13 protein-coding genes, 1 tRNA gene and 1 pseudogene are annotated in these 16293 nt (G+C 64.4%); 5 read left to right on the forward strand and 10 right to left on the reverse strand.

All coding sequences use genetic code 11. The features are described from left to right. Nucleotides 1-24: 24 nt before the first annotated feature. Nucleotides 25-732, forward strand: coding sequence for an SDR family NAD(P)-dependent oxidoreductase (locus HNQ95_RS15760; protein WP_182574491.1), 708 nt, complete (start codon nt 25-27; stop codon nt 730-732). A 50-nt stretch (nt 733-782) separates the two neighbouring features. Here HNQ95_RS15760 and HNQ95_RS15765 read toward each other — a convergent pair whose 3' ends face one another. The 5 genes from HNQ95_RS15765 to aroA form a co-directional block, all read right to left on the reverse strand. Then, nucleotides 783-1925 carry an alpha/beta hydrolase gene (locus tag HNQ95_RS15765; protein ID WP_182574492.1) on the reverse strand — a complete coding sequence of 381 codons (1143 nt, stop codon included), beginning with the start codon at nt 1923-1925 and terminating at the stop codon, nt 783-785. A 219-nt stretch (nt 1926-2144) separates the two neighbouring features. Next, on the reverse strand, nt 2145-3842 hold the full coding sequence (gene rpsA / locus HNQ95_RS15770; protein WP_067955598.1) for a 30S ribosomal protein S1: 1698 nt from the start codon (nt 3840-3842) through the stop codon (nt 2145-2147). A gap of 170 nt (nt 3843-4012) precedes the next feature. Beyond that, nucleotides 4013-4651: a (d)CMP kinase gene (gene cmk, locus HNQ95_RS15775; protein ID WP_182574493.1), complete on the reverse strand. Its 639-nt coding sequence runs from the start codon at nt 4649-4651 to the stop codon at nt 4013-4015. Nucleotides 4652-4671: 20 nt separating this feature from the next. Further along, nucleotides 4672-5373, reverse strand: a complete 702-nt coding sequence (locus HNQ95_RS15780; RefSeq protein ID WP_182574494.1) for an SDR family oxidoreductase — start codon at nt 5371-5373, stop codon at nt 4672-4674. A gap of 38 nt (nt 5374-5411) precedes the next feature. Beyond that, nucleotides 5412-6752, reverse strand: a complete 1341-nt coding sequence (gene aroA, locus HNQ95_RS15785) for a 3-phosphoshikimate 1-carboxyvinyltransferase (RefSeq protein WP_154385240.1) — start codon at nt 6750-6752, stop codon at nt 5412-5414. 175 nt (nt 6753-6927) lie between these two features. Between aroA and HNQ95_RS15790 the strand changes: the two genes are divergently transcribed. Both HNQ95_RS15790 and HNQ95_RS15795 read left to right on the forward strand, forming a co-directional pair. After that, nucleotides 6928-7314: a TIGR02300 family protein gene (locus HNQ95_RS15790; protein ID WP_067955590.1), complete on the forward strand. Its 387-nt coding sequence runs from the start codon at nt 6928-6930 to the stop codon at nt 7312-7314. Between the two features lie 146 nt (nt 7315-7460). Beyond that, nucleotides 7461-7536 (forward strand) — tRNA-Ala (locus HNQ95_RS15795). A 248-nt stretch (nt 7537-7784) separates the two neighbouring features. Here HNQ95_RS15795 and HNQ95_RS15800 read toward each other — a convergent pair. After that, the gene (locus HNQ95_RS15800) at nt 7785-8042 is read right to left on the reverse strand and encodes a hypothetical protein (RefSeq protein WP_182574495.1); all 258 of its coding nucleotides are present in this window, start codon (nt 8040-8042) and stop codon (nt 7785-7787) included. Between the two features lie 189 nt (nt 8043-8231). Here HNQ95_RS15800 and HNQ95_RS15805 point away from each other — a divergent pair, with 189 nt between their 5' ends. After that, nucleotides 8232-9296, forward strand: coding sequence for a siderophore-interacting protein (locus HNQ95_RS15805; RefSeq protein WP_182574496.1), 1065 nt, complete (start codon nt 8232-8234; stop codon nt 9294-9296). Nucleotides 9297-9456: 160 nt separating this feature from the next. Here HNQ95_RS15805 and HNQ95_RS15810 read toward each other — a convergent pair whose 3' ends face one another. The 4 genes and pseudogenes from HNQ95_RS15810 to HNQ95_RS15830 form a co-directional block, all read right to left on the reverse strand. Further along, a complete protein-coding gene (locus tag HNQ95_RS15810; RefSeq protein WP_067955578.1) occupies nt 9457-9798 on the reverse strand; it encodes a hypothetical protein in 342 nt (113 codons plus the stop codon). A gap of 67 nt (nt 9799-9865) precedes the next feature. Continuing rightward, the gene (locus HNQ95_RS15815; protein ID WP_246340769.1) at nt 9866-11089 is read right to left on the reverse strand and encodes an alanine racemase; all 1224 of its coding nucleotides are present in this window, start codon (nt 11087-11089) and stop codon (nt 9866-9868) included. Between the two features lie 48 nt (nt 11090-11137). Next, a pseudogene (locus HNQ95_RS34185) lies at nt 11138-13017 on the reverse strand (ABC transporter ATP-binding protein). A gap of 260 nt (nt 13018-13277) precedes the next feature. Beyond that, the gene (locus HNQ95_RS15830; protein ID WP_182574498.1) at nt 13278-14231 is read right to left on the reverse strand and encodes a LysR family transcriptional regulator; all 954 of its coding nucleotides are present in this window, start codon (nt 14229-14231) and stop codon (nt 13278-13280) included. Between the two features lie 125 nt (nt 14232-14356). Between HNQ95_RS15830 and HNQ95_RS15835 the strand changes: the two genes are divergently transcribed. After that, nucleotides 14357-16285: an ABC transporter substrate-binding protein gene (locus tag HNQ95_RS15835; RefSeq protein ID WP_182574517.1), complete on the forward strand. Its 1929-nt coding sequence runs from the start codon at nt 14357-14359 to the stop codon at nt 16283-16285. Nucleotides 16286-16293: the final 8 nt, after the last annotated feature.

The following is a 16293-nucleotide window of genomic DNA, read 5'->3' on the forward strand; positions in this document are numbered from 1 at the left end:
CGCGGCCCATTACGGGAGTTGATCATGACTAAGAATTTCGAAGGCCGGCATGTGGTGGTTACCGGCGCGACCGGTGCGCTGGGGGCAGCGGTTGCCAGGCACCTGCTGGCCGAGGGCGCCATCTGCCACTTGCCGATCAGCCGGGCCAAGGCTCCTGACGGGTTCGAGTTTGCCGGTCATGATCGCGTCCATGTCGCCACCAGCGTCGACTTGACCGACGCCAAAGCCGTGGATGCTTTCTACGACGCCATTCCGGGCCTGTGGGCTTCGCTCCATTCCGCCGGTGGCTTCGACATGGCCTCCATCGACAAGGTCGATCCGACCCAGTTCGACCAGATGATGGACATCAACGCCAAGACCGCCTTCCTGTGCTGCCGTGCGGCGGCGCGCGCAATGATTGCGGGCCAGGCTGGCGGGCGCATCGTCAACGTTTCGGCCCGCGCCGGCATCGAGCCGCGCAAGGGCGGCGGCATGTCCGCTTATGCGGTGAGCAAGGCAGCTGTTGCGGCGCTGACCCTGGCGCTAGCCGAGGAGTTGAAGGGCGCCGACATCCTGGTCAACGCCGTGGCGCCGTCGACGCTCGACACCAAGGCCAATCGCGATGCGATGCCCAAGGCGGATTTCGCCAAATGGGTCAGCCTCGAAGCGGCTGCTGTTACGATCGCGCAGCTGGCATCGCCGGCCAATCAGGTCACCAGCGGCACGGTGGCAGAGATCTACGGCCGCGCGTAGGCACAATCGCCTGCAACGAAGTCGGGCCGCGAGCAGAATAGTGGCCGCGCCTACTGTGTCAGCAGGCCGCCATTGGGTACGCCAAGCAGTTTGGCCGGCAGGTAGATGACCAGCGAGGCAGCGCCCTTGATGACCTGGCCGCCGTCGGCCAGGATCGTCTCGGCCGGCGCGCCCTCGCCCCTGTCGGTGACGTCGTTCATCAGTCCGCCCGAGGTCGTCAACGCCATCAGCGTCGGCGAACTGGCGAAGACGCCATGGCTGCCGCCGTCGAGGTTGGAGGTGTCGAGCACGGTTATGTTCTCGGCCTGGAGGGCTGCGACGTCGGCGCCGCTGCCGACGCGTGGATGGCCGCCAGTTAGCCCGCCCGACAGGTTGAGCGCCTTGTCGCGCTTCGAAACCAGGATCATGAACGGGTCGGGCAGGTCGTCAATATCGCGCAGCTGGCTCTGGAAGACGTCGATGTCGATATCGGGTGCCGCAAGCACCAGGCCGTTGATGCGGTTGATGTATTTGCCGCGGCCGCTCAGCGACAGGCTGCGCAGCGCCTCCATCACCACATAGCTGCCCATCGAGTGGCCGACGAGCACGATGCGCTTGGCCTTGGTGCGGGCGGCGATCTCGATGGTGTCGGCAAGGCCGTCGCGGCTGTATGCGGCGCTGTCGCGGTCGTAGACATAGAGCGGCAGCGACCCGGCCGACGGCCAGGCGTAATGCAACGCCACCGCCTTGACCTTGTAGTCGTGGACGATCTGGGTGTTGCGGAAGATGCTGTCGGCGAAGTTGTTGTTGTAGCCGTGCACGAAGATGAAGATCTCGCGCTCGGCCTCGGGACGTCGCATCAGGTCGGCGTCGAGGGCGGCGACGAACTGCGTCTTGTCGTCATAGGGCTGGAAGGTGCGGGCGATGAAATTGCGTTCCGGGCTCGGCGTGCGGCTCGTGCTTTCGACCTCGCCGGCGACATGGGTCCTTGGGATGCCGATCTCGAACTTTGCGAAGTTGAGCTGCTTGGCGCGTTCCGCCGAATAGGGCAACGACAGGTCATTCGAGCGGGCGCGCATTGTCGAGACATAGATCTGGACGACGGAAGCGGATTCGCCCTGCTTGCCGTCATTGAGCCCAAGCACGGCCCGGCCGCCGCAGCCTGAGAGGACCAGCAACACGAAAAAGACGGTCAGAAAACGCAAACTGGGCATGGGCAGGCTCTGAACGCGGGCGGCAAGTCTGCGACTAATGCGCAGCAATTCCCTGTCGCGGCAACCTTGGACAAGCCGATCATGCCCGGCCGGGAAGCATTCGGATGAGCCGTGAAGCATTCCGGCATCACTTCTGGCCGGCGACGACAATCAGACAAAGAAAAACCCCACCGGATCGCTCCGGCGGGGTCATTCAGTTCACGACAATGAGCTGTTGGCTCAGTTGTTGCGGTTCTTCAGGGCTGCGCCGAGGATGTCGCCGAGCGAAGCGCCGGAGTCGGTCGAGCCGTACTGAGCGACTGCTTCCTTCTCTTCGGCGATTTCCAGCGCCTTGATCGAGACCTGCAGCTTGCGGGTCTTCTTGTCGAAAGCGATGACGCGGGCGTCAACCTTCTGGCCGACGACGAAGCGCTCAGGGCGCTGCTCGTCACGGTCGCGCGACAGGTCGGCGCGCTTGATGAAGGTCTCGATGCCGCTCTCGACAAGACGGACTTCGAGGCCACCGTCCTTGATCGCGATCACTTCGCAGGTGACGACGGCGTTCTTGCGCAGTTCGCCAGAGGTCGAAGCTTCACCGACGGCGTCCTTGCCGAGCTGCTTGATGCCGAGCGAGATGCGCTCCTTCTCGATGTCGACGTCGAGAACCTGAGCCTTGACCATGTCGCCACGGTTGTACTCTTCGATGACCTGCTCGCCCGGACGGTTCCAGTCGAGGTCGGACAGGTGCACCATGCCGTCGACGTCGCCGTCGAGACCGATGAACAGGCCGAATTCGGTCTTGTTCTTGACTTCGCCTTCGACTTCGGTGCCGACCGGGTGGTTACGGGCGAAAGCTTCCCACGGATTCTCGAGCGTCTGCTTGAGGCCGAGCGAGATGCGGCGCTTGGCCGGATCCACTTCGAGCACGACCACGTCGACCTGCTGGGTGGTCGACAGGATCTTGCCGGGGTGCACGTTCTTCTTGGTCCACGACATTTCCGAAACGTGGATGAGGCCTTCGATGCCCGGCTCGAGCTCGACGAACGCACCGTAGTCGGTGATGTTCGTGACGGTGCCGGTGATCTTCTTGCCGATCGGGAACTTGGTGCCGATGTCCGACCACGGATCCGACTCGAGCTGCTTCATGCCGAGCGAGATGCGGTGGGTTTCCTGGTTGATGCGGATGATCTGCACCTTGACCGTCTGACCGATGTTGAGGATTTCGGTCGGATGGTTGACGCGGCGCCAGGCCATGTCGGTGACGTGCAGCAGGCCGTCGATGCCGCCGAGGTCAACGAACGCACCGTAGTCGGTGATGTTCTTGACCACGCCCTCGACAACCTGACCCTCTTCAAGGTTCTGGACGATCTCGGAGCGCTGCTCTGCACGGCTCTCTTCGAGAACGGTGCGGCGCGACACGACGATGTTGCCACGACGGCGATCCATCTTGAGGATCTCGAAGGGCTGCGGATTGTGCATGAGCGGGGTGACGTCGCGGATCGGACGGATGTCGACCTGCGAACGCGGCAGGAAGGCAACGGCGCCGTCCAGATCGACGGTGAAGCCGCCCTTGACCTGGTTGAAGATGACGCCTTCGACGCGCTCACCCTTGGTGAACTTCTCTTCGAGCTTGACCCAGCTCTCTTCGCGGCGAGCCTTGTCGCGCGACAGCATGGCTTCGCCAAGCGCGTTTTCGATGCGCTCGACATAAACCTCGACGGTGTCGCCGACCTTGAGCGAGCCGTCCTTGGCCTTGGCGCCGAATTCCTTCAGCGGAACGCGACCTTCGACCTTCAGGCCGACGTCGATGATGGCCATGTCTTTTTCGATGGCCGTGACGATACCCTTGACGACCTGGCCTTCGCCCGAATGACCGTCCGAGAAGGACTCTTCGAGCAGGCTCGCGAAATCGTCGCGGGAGGGATTAGCTTGTGACATTGGATCTCCTGGTGCGTCCCGTCTAGCGGGAGCGGCGCCGTGGGTTAGCGTTGCGTTGACCTGCCAACATTCCGGGCCAAAGGCCCTTGGCCGCCTGATGCGGCAAATCGGCGCAAGAAAAATGCGGACAGGTCGGTTAAGTGGCGAAATCCGAGGATTTCAGCCTGTTCTCAGCTGCCGAGGACCCGATCAACGATATCCCTGGCTGCGGAAAACGCGGCTTCTATATCCATTTCCGACGTATCGAGCAAGTGCGCGTCGTCGGCAGGCCTGAGCGGAGAGTCGGCGCGGCCGGTGTCGCGCTCGTCGCGACGGACAATATCGGCGAGAATGCCTGCGAAATCGGCGACACCACCATTGGCCTCGATCTCGGCGAGCCGGCGCTGGGCGCGGACCTCGGCGCTGGCGGTGACATAGAGCTTCACTTCCGCGTCGGGGCAGACCACTGTGCCGATGTCGCGGCCGTCGAGCACGGCACCTTGCGGCGCGCGTGCGAAGTCACGCTGCTTGTCGACAAGAATCTTGCGCACCTCGGGGATGACCGCGACCTTCGACGCCGCCTCGCCGACGGCATGCGCCGACAGCACCTTGCGGTCGAGATGGCCGAGATCGACCAGCCTTGCCGCCTCGATGGCGTGGGCGACGTCGTCGAGCGGCCAGCCCTTCTCAAGCAGCATGTGGGCGACGGCGCGATAGGTCAGCCCGGTGTCGAGCAGCGCCAGGTGGTAGTAGTCGGCGAGCCGGCGGGCGAGCGTACCTTTGCCGGCGCCGGCCGGACCGTCGATGGCGATGGTGATCGAAGCAGGCATGTCCTGGCCCGAACTCCTGGTCAGACGCCGCGCATCAGGCCGCCATCGACCTTCAGGCTCTGCCCGGTGATGTAGGCGGCACCCTCGGAGGCGAGGAAAGCGATTGTCGCGGCGATCTCGGCCGAGGTGCCGTAGCGCTGCATCGGCACGCCGTCGCGGCGCTCGTCGGTCTGCGGCAAGCTGTCGATCCAGCCCGGCAGCACATTGTTCATGCGGACATTGTGCTGGGCGTACTGGTCGGCGAAGAGCTTGGTGTAGGCGGCGAGGCCGGCGCGCGCCACGGCCGATGTCGGGAACATCGCCGCCGGTTCGCCGACCCAGGCGGTCGAAATGTTGACGATGGCGCCGCCCTTCTGGGCGACCATGATGGGCGCCACCAGCCGCGTCGCGCGCACGACGTTCAAGAAATAGACGTCGATGCCGGTGTGCCACTGCTCGTCGGTGATCTCCAGCAGCGGCGCCCGCGGCCCATGTCCGGCGCCGTTGACCAGGGCGTCGATGCGGCCCCACTTTTCCATCGTCAGGTCGACGAAGCGCTTGAGGTCGTCGTTCGACTGGTTGGACCCGGTGAAGCCGAGCCCGCCGAGCTCCTTGGCCAAGGCCTCACCCTTGCCGGAGGACGACAGGACGGCGACCGAATAGCCGTCTGCTGCCAGCTTGCGCGCCGCCGCGGCACCCATGCCGCTGCCGCCGCCGACGATCATTGCTACTTTGTCAGACATAGGCTCGCTCCTCGTTGGTCCTGCCGAACTTAAGGGGCTTATTCGATCTCTGCACCCAGATTTGCCATCAGGCCCATGAACTCGGGGAAGCTGGTTGCGATCATCGCCTGGTCGTCGACGGTGACGGGCTTTTCGGCAGCCAGGCCCATGACCAGGAAGCTCATGGCGATACGGTGGTCGAGATGGGTCTTGACGGTGCCGCCGCCGAGGCCCTTGCCGCCGGGCACGCCGCGGACGGACAGCGTTGTCTCGCCTTCGGTGCAGTCGGCGCCATTGGCTTCGAGGCCGCGGGCAACCGCTGCCAGGCGGTCGGATTCCTTGACCCGCAGCTCTTCCAGCCCCTGCATCAGCGTTTCGCCCTCGGCGAAGCAGGCGGCGACGGCGAGGACCGGGTATTCGTCGATCATCGACGGCGCGCGTTCGGCCGGGACCTTGACGCCCTTGAGCTCGGAGCCGCGGACGCGCAAATCGGCGACGTCCTCGCCGCCGGCATTGCGGCGGTTGAGGATCTCGATCGACCCGCCCATCTCGATCAGCGTGGTGATCAGGCCGGTGCGGGTCGGGTTCATCAGCACGTTTTCGATGGTGATGTCGGAGCCCGGCACGATCAGCGCCGCGACCAGCGGGAAACCGGCCGAAGACGGGTCGCCCGGCACTGCGATGATCTGGCCTGTGAGCTTGCCCTGGCCTTCGATGAAGATGTGGCGGACGCCCTGCTCGTCGGTCTGGACCTCGATGTTGGCGCCGAAGCCCTTGAGCATCTTTTCGGTGTGGTCGCGGGTCATCACCGGCTCGATGACGGTGGTGATGCCGGGCGTGTTGAGGCCGGCAAGCAGCACGGCCGACTTGACCTGGGCGGAGGCCATCGGCACGCGGTAGCTGATCGGAGCGGCCTGACGTGGGCCGCGCAACGTCAGCGGCATGCGGTCGCCGGGGGCGGCATTCAGCACCTGCACGCCCATCTGGCGTAGCGGATCGAGCACGCGGCCCATCGGCCGGCCCGACAGCGAGGCGTCGCCAATGAAGGTGGTTTCCATGTCATAGGTGCCGACGAGGCCCATGGTCAGGCGCGAGCCGGTGCCGGCATTGCCGAAGTCGAGCGGCGCCTCGGCCTGCAGGAGCGCGCCGTTGCCGGTGCCCTTGATGACCCATTCGTCGCCATGCTTCTCGATATGGGCGCCCATTGCCTTCATCGCGTCGCCGGTGCGCATCACGTCCTCGCCCTCGAGCAGGCCGGTGATGCGGGTTTCGCCGGAAGCCAGGCCGCCAAACATGAAGGAGCGGTGCGAAATCGACTTGTCGCCAGGAACGCGGGCGGTTCCAGACAGGGATTTCGACTTCCGGGCGATGGCCGGCTGCGGCACAGCTTGATGCGACATGGTGGTTCCTCGTGCGGGACGCCCCGCGAAACCGGGCTTTCCCAATGATTGCGGCGGTGTCGTAGCATCGATTGCCGCAACGGTCATCCCCCATCGCCCCTGCCGGGGGATTTGGCTTTGACAGCGCCCCAAACTGCGGCTAAGGGGTCCAAAAAGCGACAAGACGAGGCCTGACGTGGCAAAACCCGAACTTGGCACCAAACGTGTCGACCCGGAAACGGGACGTAAATTCTATGATCTGAACAAGGACCCGATCGTCTCGCCCTACACCGGCAAGGCCTATCCGCGCTCCTACTTCGACGATGGCAAGATCGCCGCCATCATGGAAGAGGAAGAGGAAGCCGACGCCAAGGAGCTCGACGCCGAGGATGAAGGCGCAGAGGTCGTGTCCCTGGAGGACGCCGACGACGAGGCCAAGGGCGGCGACGACCTGCCGGATCTGGACGACGATGATGTCGACCTGGGCGACGATGACGACGACACGTTCCTCGCCGACGAGGAAGAGGAAGACGACGACGTCTCCGACATGATCGGCGTCGGCGACGACGACGACGAGATCTGACGCGGCTTTTCGGGAAACCGAAAAAAGGTTTCGATCAAGGCTTGCCAATGGTCGAATGCGGCGCTAGAAGCCGCCCAACAACACCGGCGCGGACGACAAATTCGCGCCGACCTTCGCCGGAAACGGCGCCCGGCCAAGGCCGGTGTGGGGCCATAGCTCAGCTGGGAGAGCGCCTGCATGGCATGCAGGAGGTCAGCGGTTCGATCCCGCTTGGCTCCACCAAATTCCTTCACCAAGTCAGCACGTTAGAGACAGTGGCCAGCAAGCCGCTACGTTGGCCTGACCACGCAGTTTTCCTTCGTCACATCACGAGTTAGTCCGCATCCGCTCGGTTTGTCGGCGCAGCCATTTCATCCGGATTGAGCGTGCAGGCCAGTTGGGTAGCGCGTCCGCCGTGCATGGACCGCAGCCGGCCATCCGGGCGCCGTCGAGTGCGACCAGCGCCCGATTCGCTGCCTTAGGCGCGGTGCTCAACGCCGGGACGGAAACACCTGCTCCGCCGTCGGTCGGCCAAAACCGTCACTCATCAACTGGATGAGTAGAAATCCTGGCGTTCGGCCGCCGGTGACGCTGACCATCAGTCCAGTCGAATCGACGACCGTGCCGGCATGCGCCAGCATGGTGAGTGCAGCGAGCAGCAGGCAAAGCAGGGCCGCGCGCGCAATGGCGCGCGACCGGAGCAAGGTCTGCGCGACTGCCAGTAAGCTGAAGGGCTCTACACGGTCCATGTCGTCGGTCCTGTCCTGAGGCTGCGGCAACGATTTAACTTGACTATCATATTCAAGTTTAAATATTCAAGCCCATGACGCGGACAGTACCCGTCGAGCCAGCTCGGTGCGGCCCCGCACATTCAGCCAGCAATTTGCCAGATGGACGACCTGGGGGGTGGAAGCGACACGAACCGGAAGCGAACTGACATGACCGACCTTCAATCCCGCGCCGAACTGCAGCTGCAACTTTCGCCCGATCAACTGGAGAAGATCCGCGATCGGCTGGAGAGCTTTGACGCGAGCGCAAGCGCAGAGGGCGATGCCGTCAATTTCCGCTTCCTCTTTGGCGAAGCCTCGTTGGTGATGCCCAAGGGAGCGCTGATCATGCGGGCCAGGTCATCGCATCCCGACGGCCTGGCCCGGCTCAAGGATTTAATGGCGACGTCGGTGGAGTTCTACGCCAGAGAGAGCCAGCCGCAGATCGTTTGGCAGGGCGACCTATCGGGCCAAGGCGAGCTGGAGCAGTTCCGCCTGGCGACCGTCGTCAACGTGATCGACCTGACGCCGCATATGAAGCGCATCCGGCTCAAGGCGCCCAATCTCGAACGCTTCGCCTCGTTTGGCGGTCTGCACATCCGCATGCTGTTTCCGACGGCCAGTGTGCCGAATCCGGTCTGGCCGGTGCGCGGCAACAACGGCCTTGTGTCTTGGCCCGACGAAAACAGGCGCCCACCATCGCGGGTCTACACCATCCGCCGGCTGGAAGTGGCCGGCGGGCATTTCGACGTCGATTTCTTGATCCACGAAGGCGAGAGCGTCGGTTCCAACTGGGCATCGTCAGCGCGCGAGGGTGACAAGGTCGGCATTTTGGGGCCGGTCGGACGTCCGCTCAGGCCGGCCGACTGGTTTGTCATGGGTGCCGACGAAACCGGCCTGCCGGCGGTCGGGCGGATGCTGGAGGGCCTGCCGGCAACGACGCGCGGCATCGGCTTCATCGAAGTCGCTGACGAGGGCGAACGCCAGCAGATCGACAATCTGACCGCGGTTGAGGTGAAGTGGCTGTACCGCAACGGTGTAGCAGGCGGCGAGAGCTCGGCCCTCGCCGATGCGGTCATGTCGGTTGCCTGGCCGGAGCAGGTAACAGGCTTCGGCTGGTTTGCGGCGGAAGCCGCAGCGGCAAAACGGGTGCGCGACCACTGGCGCAGCGATCTGTCGCTGGGCCGAGACCAGACGATCGCCTCGGCCTACTGGACGCGAGGCGACGCCGGCTGATCCCCGGGGATCATTCCATGTGAAAGCGCATCGCGCTGACGCGGCCGTCCGTCTGCCGGTCGACGGTCCAGTGCATGTGATAGCGCCCGGTCGGCAGGCGGTAGCGCCGCTGGCCACGGCCGTCGTCGTGGAAAGTGTCGGCGTGTTGCGCGGCAATTGCCTAGCGGCATTTGCGCTTTCTGACAGAGTCGATGGCGGCCTGCTCCTGCCGCAGGCCGTCGATCCTGGCCGTCTGCCTGTCCTGGATGGCAGTGATGGCCTTGGTGCCGCCCGGCGCCCATGCCGGAACGTTCCACTGGCCGACGGTGCCGCGGCTGATCGCGGTGCGCGAAATGCTTGATGCCGTGGTGCCCATGACGACATCGAGTTCAGCACAGGCCATGGCGTCGTATTTCAGCGGATCGACTGGTCCGACCGAGCCTGGCCCGGATACGCAGCCGGCCGCGGCGGCCAGGGCGAGGAACAGTGTGGTCCTCGCTGAAGCAAGAGCAATTGCCTTCATCGGGCAAGAGTAACAAGCCCGGCCGGAGATTGGAACCAGGTGCCCAGGTGAGCGCTCGCGCGTCAGCTCAGGTCTGGCAACTGCGGGCGTTGACCGGCAGCGTCAGCACTTCGCCCTCGTCACGGCGGAGGACAAAACTGTCGAAATTGGCGATGGTGGCGCAGGAGTGATTGGGGAACACCCTGACGCGGCTGCCGAGCGGCAGGGTGCGACCTCCCGCGGGTACGAAGCCGTGCTCCTCCGACATGCGTTCGAGCGTCCACACGCCGGCGCCGCTGCCGGCGTCGGCGCCGATGACGATGCCGAAGCCGTTGCCGCCCATGCCATGGGCGCCACGGTCGGAGCTCATCGTCTTGGAGCCGGCATCGATGATGAAATGTGTGTCGTTGGCGGCAACGACACGAGCCACCACCGAAAGCGCCAGATCGTCGGCACTGCAGATGCCGAGGCGGAGGGCGGTGCCGTCGAGGAAGACGTAGTTGCCAGGGCGGATGCAGTCGACTGCCTGCAGCGGCGCGCCGAGACAGGTCGGCGTCGCCCCGACCGACAGGCAGGGTACATCGATGCTCAGGCCCTTCAGCATGGCGGCGAGGCCGGTTATTGCTGCCGCCTCGGTGCGGGCAACCGCGGCGAGGTTTTCTGAATCGGTAGCGGCATAGGAATGGCCGGCATGCGACAGCAGGCCGGCGAAATGCAGGCCGGGTGCTGCGGCGATCTTTTGGCAGACAGCGATCGCCGCGGGATCGTTCGGCTTGAGGCCGACGCGACCGAGACCGACATCGACCTTGAGGAAGACGCCGATGTCGACGCCGTGGCGCACGGCAGCGGTGGAGAGCGCGTCGACGCCCATTTCGCTGGCGGCAATCGTGCGCAGTTGGGTGCCGTGCGCCTTCACCGCCGGCAGCAGGCGGTCGAGCGAACTGGCATTGACGATCGGATAGGCGACGATGATCGAGGGGATGCCGGCCTGGACGAAGACCAGTGCCTCGCTTGGCTTGGAGGCGGTGATGCCACGGGCGCCAAGCGCCAGCTGCCGCTTCGCCAGGTCGATGCTCTTGTGCGTCTTGACGTGCGGGAACATGACGAGCCCTGCAGCATCGGCGCGGGCCTGCATCGCCTGCATGTTGCGGGCCAAGCGCGTCTCGTCGACCTCGACATAGGGTGTCGGCCATTCCGCCGCGGCCGGGCGTCTAAGGCCCTCGATCTTCAGCTGCGCTTGGGATGCGGCAATGTCGGGGCTTGTGTTGGCGGACGCAGGGGCGGCCGCCAACGACATGTTCGAAGGGGTCATGTTGGGAATGCTCTGATTTGAAATAGGGAATGCTTGATAAGGCAGTCGTCAGCCCGCGGCCACCTGTCTTACGTAGTGGGTGGATGAGATCTGGTGCATCGGCAGCTCGACGGGCACGAAGTCGGGCGCGCGCATGGCGCTCGGGATTTCGTCCGACATTGGCACTCGTCCTTCGGGACGGCGCGTCGGATCGGCGATCGGCACCGTCGACAAAAGCTTGCGCGTGTAGGGGTGCTGTGGGTTGCCGAAGATCGAGCGGCGGTCGCCGATCTCGACGATCTCGCCGAGATACATCACTGCGACCCGGTGGGCGATGCGCTCGACCACGGCCATGTCGTGGCTGATGAACAAAAGCGCGATCTGCATGTCGCGCTGCAAATCCATCAAAAGGTTGATGACCTGTGCCTGGATGGTGACGTCGAGCGAGGCGACCGCCTCGTCGGCGACGATCAGGCGCGGGCGGAGGGCAAGGGCGCGGGCAATGCAGATGCGCTGGCGCTGGCCGCCGGAGAAGGCGTGCGGGTAACGTTCCAGCAGCTCCGGCGCGAGCTCGACCTTGGCCATCAGCTCGGCGGCACGGGCGCGCATGGTCTCGAGCGAGCCGAGCTTGTGCACCCGCATCGGATCGATCAGCGACTGCTCGATGGTCATGCGCGGATTGAGCGAGGAGAACGGGTCCTGGAAGACCATCTGGGCCTGGCGCCGAAACTTCGCCACGACTTGCCGCGGCGCGCCGACAAGTTCGACGCCGTCGAAGCGGATCGAGCCGGAGCGTGGCTTGTCGAGCTGCATGATCGACCGCGCGACGGTGGACTTGCCACAGCCCGACTCGCCGACCAGCGCCAGTGTCTCGCCGGGGAAGATGTCGAAGGAGACGTTTTCAACGGCATGGACGCGGCCGGAGACATGGCCGAACAGGCCGGTCTTGAGGTCGAAGCGGGTGACCAGGTTGCGCACTTCGACCAGCGGCCGGCCAACCTCTTTCATTGGGGAGGATGCGTTCATTCGTCTGCCTCGGCGAGCTGGCGCTCCGGTTCGAACACCAAGAGCGGGAACTTTTCGGGCGCGTCCTTGTCGGCCATGCTGCCGAGGCGCGGCACTGCCGAGATCAGCGCGCGCGTATAGGCGTGCCTGGGCTTGGCGAAGACGTCGTAGACGGTTCCCGTCTCGACGATCTCTCCCTTAAGCATGACGCACACCCGGTCGGCGACCTCGGCGACGACGCCCATGTCATGGGTGATGAACAATACCGACATGCCGATCTCCTGCTGCAAGGCGCGAACAAGATCGAGGATCTGTGCCTGGATGGTCACGTCGAGCGCCGTTGTCGGCTCGTCGAGGATCATCAGCGACGGCCGGCAGGCGAGCGCGATCGCAATCATCACGCGCTGGCGCATGCCGCCGGAGAGCTGGTGCGGATACTGGTCGAGGCGGCGTTCGGCATCGGGTACGCGCACCAGCTTGAGCGTGTTGAGCGCGATCTGGCGCGCCTGCTCCGGTGTCTTGCCCTGATGGTGGACGACGGCCTCGGCGATCTGGTCGCCGACGGTGAAGACCGGGTTCAGGCTCGACATCGGATCCTGGAAGACGATCGAAATTTCGGCGCCCCTGAGTGCCTCGACGCGCTTTTCGGAGAGCTTGGCGAGGTCGGCGACCTTGCCGTCCTTGAGGCGCATCAGTACCCGTCCGCCGGTGATGGCGGCACCATCATATTCGGTCAGCCGCATGATCGTCATTGCCGTCACCGACTTGCCCGAGCCGGACTCGCCGACCAGCGCTACCGTCTCGCCGCGCGAAATGGTGAAGGAGATGCCGCGCACGGCGCGGAAAGGTGCGCGGGAGCGGACAGCGAAGGAGACTTCGAGATCCTCAACCGACAGGATGACATCCTCGGGCAGTTCGGGTGGGGCGGAGTTGGCAGGGATCATCGGCGCATGGACCCGGTTTCAACGACGAGATGTCGTGTCGGGGCATCGAACGCAACGGCGCCGCGTCCTGTCAATAGGCGGGCAGGGGGTAGTGGCCCGCCCTGGAGCGGTCATGTCTGGCCGGTGACGTGACGCGCCGGCGCAAAAGCCAGTGAAATCAAGGCGCCGCAATTGGGTCGGCCAAAACTATGCGCATCACGCATCGTATCGCCTGTCTTCGCATAGCAAGCCTGACCAGCCATTCGGGGCATCCCGATCGGTCAGGCGGCGTCCAGCGTGGCATCGAGACTGCTTCGGTACCGGGGCAGTTCGGCGCATTCCTTGAGATGCTGCCACAGGGCGTCGCCGTCATGGCTGCCCGCGCCGGCGCGCCGGAAAATGCGGATCTCCATTTCCAGCGCCATCTGCTGGCCGCCGATCTGGACGAGCTGGCCCTGCTTCATCGCTTCGGCGACGCAGATCTGCGGCAGCCAGGCGACGCCGCGCCCGGCGACCGCCATGTGCTTCAGGCCGTCGGCAAGCGCCGACTGGTAGACGGTGCTGAGATTGAGCGGGCGGCGCCAGCGCGACTGTACCAGCGTCGCCAGCTTGCCGATGTAGCCGTCGCTCCAGGAGTAGGCGAGGTAAGGAATCTCGGTGCTTTCGGGCACGTCGATGTCGAACAGGGCGCGGCCGTTTTCGTCGGTACCCGAGACCAGAACAAGCCTGTCCTTGCCAATCTGCAACGATTCAAAAGGTCCGCCTTCAAGAACGGGCGGGCCGTCGGGATGAACATAGGTGATGCAGAAGTCGCACTGCCCCGAGCACAGATGGTCGACGCTTTCGAGAAAATCGGCCGCGTGCATGCTGGTGCGTAGCGGCATGCGCGAAATCAGCGGCGAGCTGATCCACTTCGGAAAAAAGTACATCGCCAGCGTGTGCAGCGAGGTGAAGGTCAGCATTGCCGAGCTTTCGCCGGCGACATTGCGGCAGTCGGTGCGCAACCGGTAGGCCTCGCGCACCAGCCGTTGGCAGCCGGGCAGGAACATATTGCCCGCCCGGGTCAGCTGCACCGGATAGGTGCTGCGGTCGATGAGGTCGGCGCCGATCCAGCTTTCCAGCGATTTGATGCGACGGCTGAAGGCCGGCTGCGAAATGTTGCGCGCAGTGGCGGCGGTCGAGAAATTGCGTGTCGCGGCTATTTCCAGGAAATCTTCAAGCCATTGCAGTTCCATGCCGGCCCTCATGCGTGTTTTGCATAGTCCATCCTATCTACACATTGGACAGACCGGCAAGCGCTCTTCTAGCCTTTCCATAACGAGAAGAAGAAAACTTCCTCCGCCATCAGAAGGGAACGATGATGAAACTAGCCTTAGCGTTGGCTATGGGCATGGGGCTTGCCGTCACGGCTGCGCCTGTCATGGCCGAGACAAAGAACCCCGGCACATTCGTCTTCATGTGGACCGACGACATCCAGTCGTTTGATCCGGCCTACATCGCCAACACGCCGAGCTCCTATGGCGCACTGAACATCTACAGCCGCCTGCTCAACTTCAACGGTTCGAAGATTTCCGAGTTCGTACCGTCGCTATCGACGGAGGTGCCGTCGCTGGAAAACGGCCTGATCAAGCAGGGCGACGACGGTTCGGTGAGCTACACCTTCCCGATCCGCAAGGGCGTCTTTGCCCACAAGGTCGGCGTCAAGGGCGCCGACGGCAAGATCACCTGGGAGTATTACGACAAGCTGACCGACGCCCAGAAGGCGGCGATAGAGCCGGGCTACGGCCAGATCACGCCCGATGACGTGCGCTATTCGCTGCTGCGCGCCATCCTGCAGGGCCAGTCCTGGATGTCGAACGCGATTACCGAGGTGATCACGGCGGGCAAATACACCGACATCGCCAAGTGGGTGGAGACGGAAGGCAAGGTCAAGACCTTCGCCGAGGCCAGCCCCGAGACGCTGCGCAAGGTCTATGACCAGCTGTCGGAGCAGATCGTCGTCGACGGCGACAACGTCACGCTCAAGCTGCCGAAGTCGTTCCCGGCGACGCTCGGCGTCATCGCGTTGCCTTTTGGCACCTCCATCCTGGACAAGGAATGGGTCGCCTCGGTCGGCGGCTGGGACGGTTCGGGCGACAACTGGAAGGCGCACTACCGCCCGGAGCTCGGCGCCAATCCGCTGTTCGCCGAGGAAAACGGCACCGGTCCGTTCATGCTCGAGGAATGGGACCGCACCGACCGCCGCATCACGCTGAAGCGCTTCGACAACTACTTCCAGGGTCCGGCCAAGCTCGAGCGCGTGGTCATGCGCACGGTGCCGGAATGGACGACGCGGCGCCTGCAGCTGTTGTCGGGCGATGCCGATTTCGTCGCGGCGCCCGTCGAGTTCATCGACGAGCTCAGCAAGACCGAAGGCGTCAAGGTCATTGACGGCCTGCAGAAGGTGTTCTCGCGCGGCATCTTTTTCGCCTGGCCGCTCGACGACAACGACAATCCCGCCATCGGCAGCGGCAAGCTGGACGGTCAAGGCATTCCGCCAGACTTCTTCGCCGACATCGATGTCCGCAAGGGCTTCAACTACGCCCAGAACTACGACGCGCTGATCAACCAGGTGCTGCTCGGCAAGACGGTGCAGTCGCGTGGGCCGACGGTGCGCGGCATCATGGGCTACCGCCCGGATTCACCCATCTACAGCTACGACCCTGCCAAGGCCGAGGAGCACTTCAAGAAGGCCTTTGGCGGCAAGCTGTGGGACGTCGGTTTCACCTTCACCGCCTATGTGACCGAGGGCAATCCGCAGCTGACGGCAGCCCTGTCGGCGCTGCAGATGGGCCTGTCGCGCATCAACCCGAAGTTCAAGATGCAGATCCAGGCACTGCCCTGGGCGTCCGTCTCTGACAAGCTCAACAACCGCGAAAAGCCGGCGGCGCCGCTGACGGTGATGGGCTGGGGTCCCGACTATTCCGATCCGGGCGGCCCGCTCGGTGCGGCATCCTACTACCTCTCGCCCACCGGCCTCGTCGGCGGCATGGTCGGCCAGGGCTACCGCGACCTGATGGCGGAGAAGTTCAAGCCGCTGCTCGATGAGGCCTGGGCCTCGAACGACCCGGCCGTGCGTGAGCCGATCTACGCCAAGCTGCAGGACATGTCTTACGAATACGCCACCACGCAGTTCCTGTGGGAGGACTTCGGCTACGTCGTCACCCGTAGCAACATCGACGGCTATGTCGACAACATGATCCTCTACGGTGCCTGGGACTTCTACCCGGTGACCAAGGCCAACGACTGATTGGCGGC

Source organism: Aminobacter ciceronei (assembly GCF_014138625.1).
In the GTDB taxonomy this organism is placed as follows: Bacteria; Pseudomonadota; Alphaproteobacteria; order Rhizobiales; family Rhizobiaceae; genus Aminobacter; species Aminobacter ciceronei.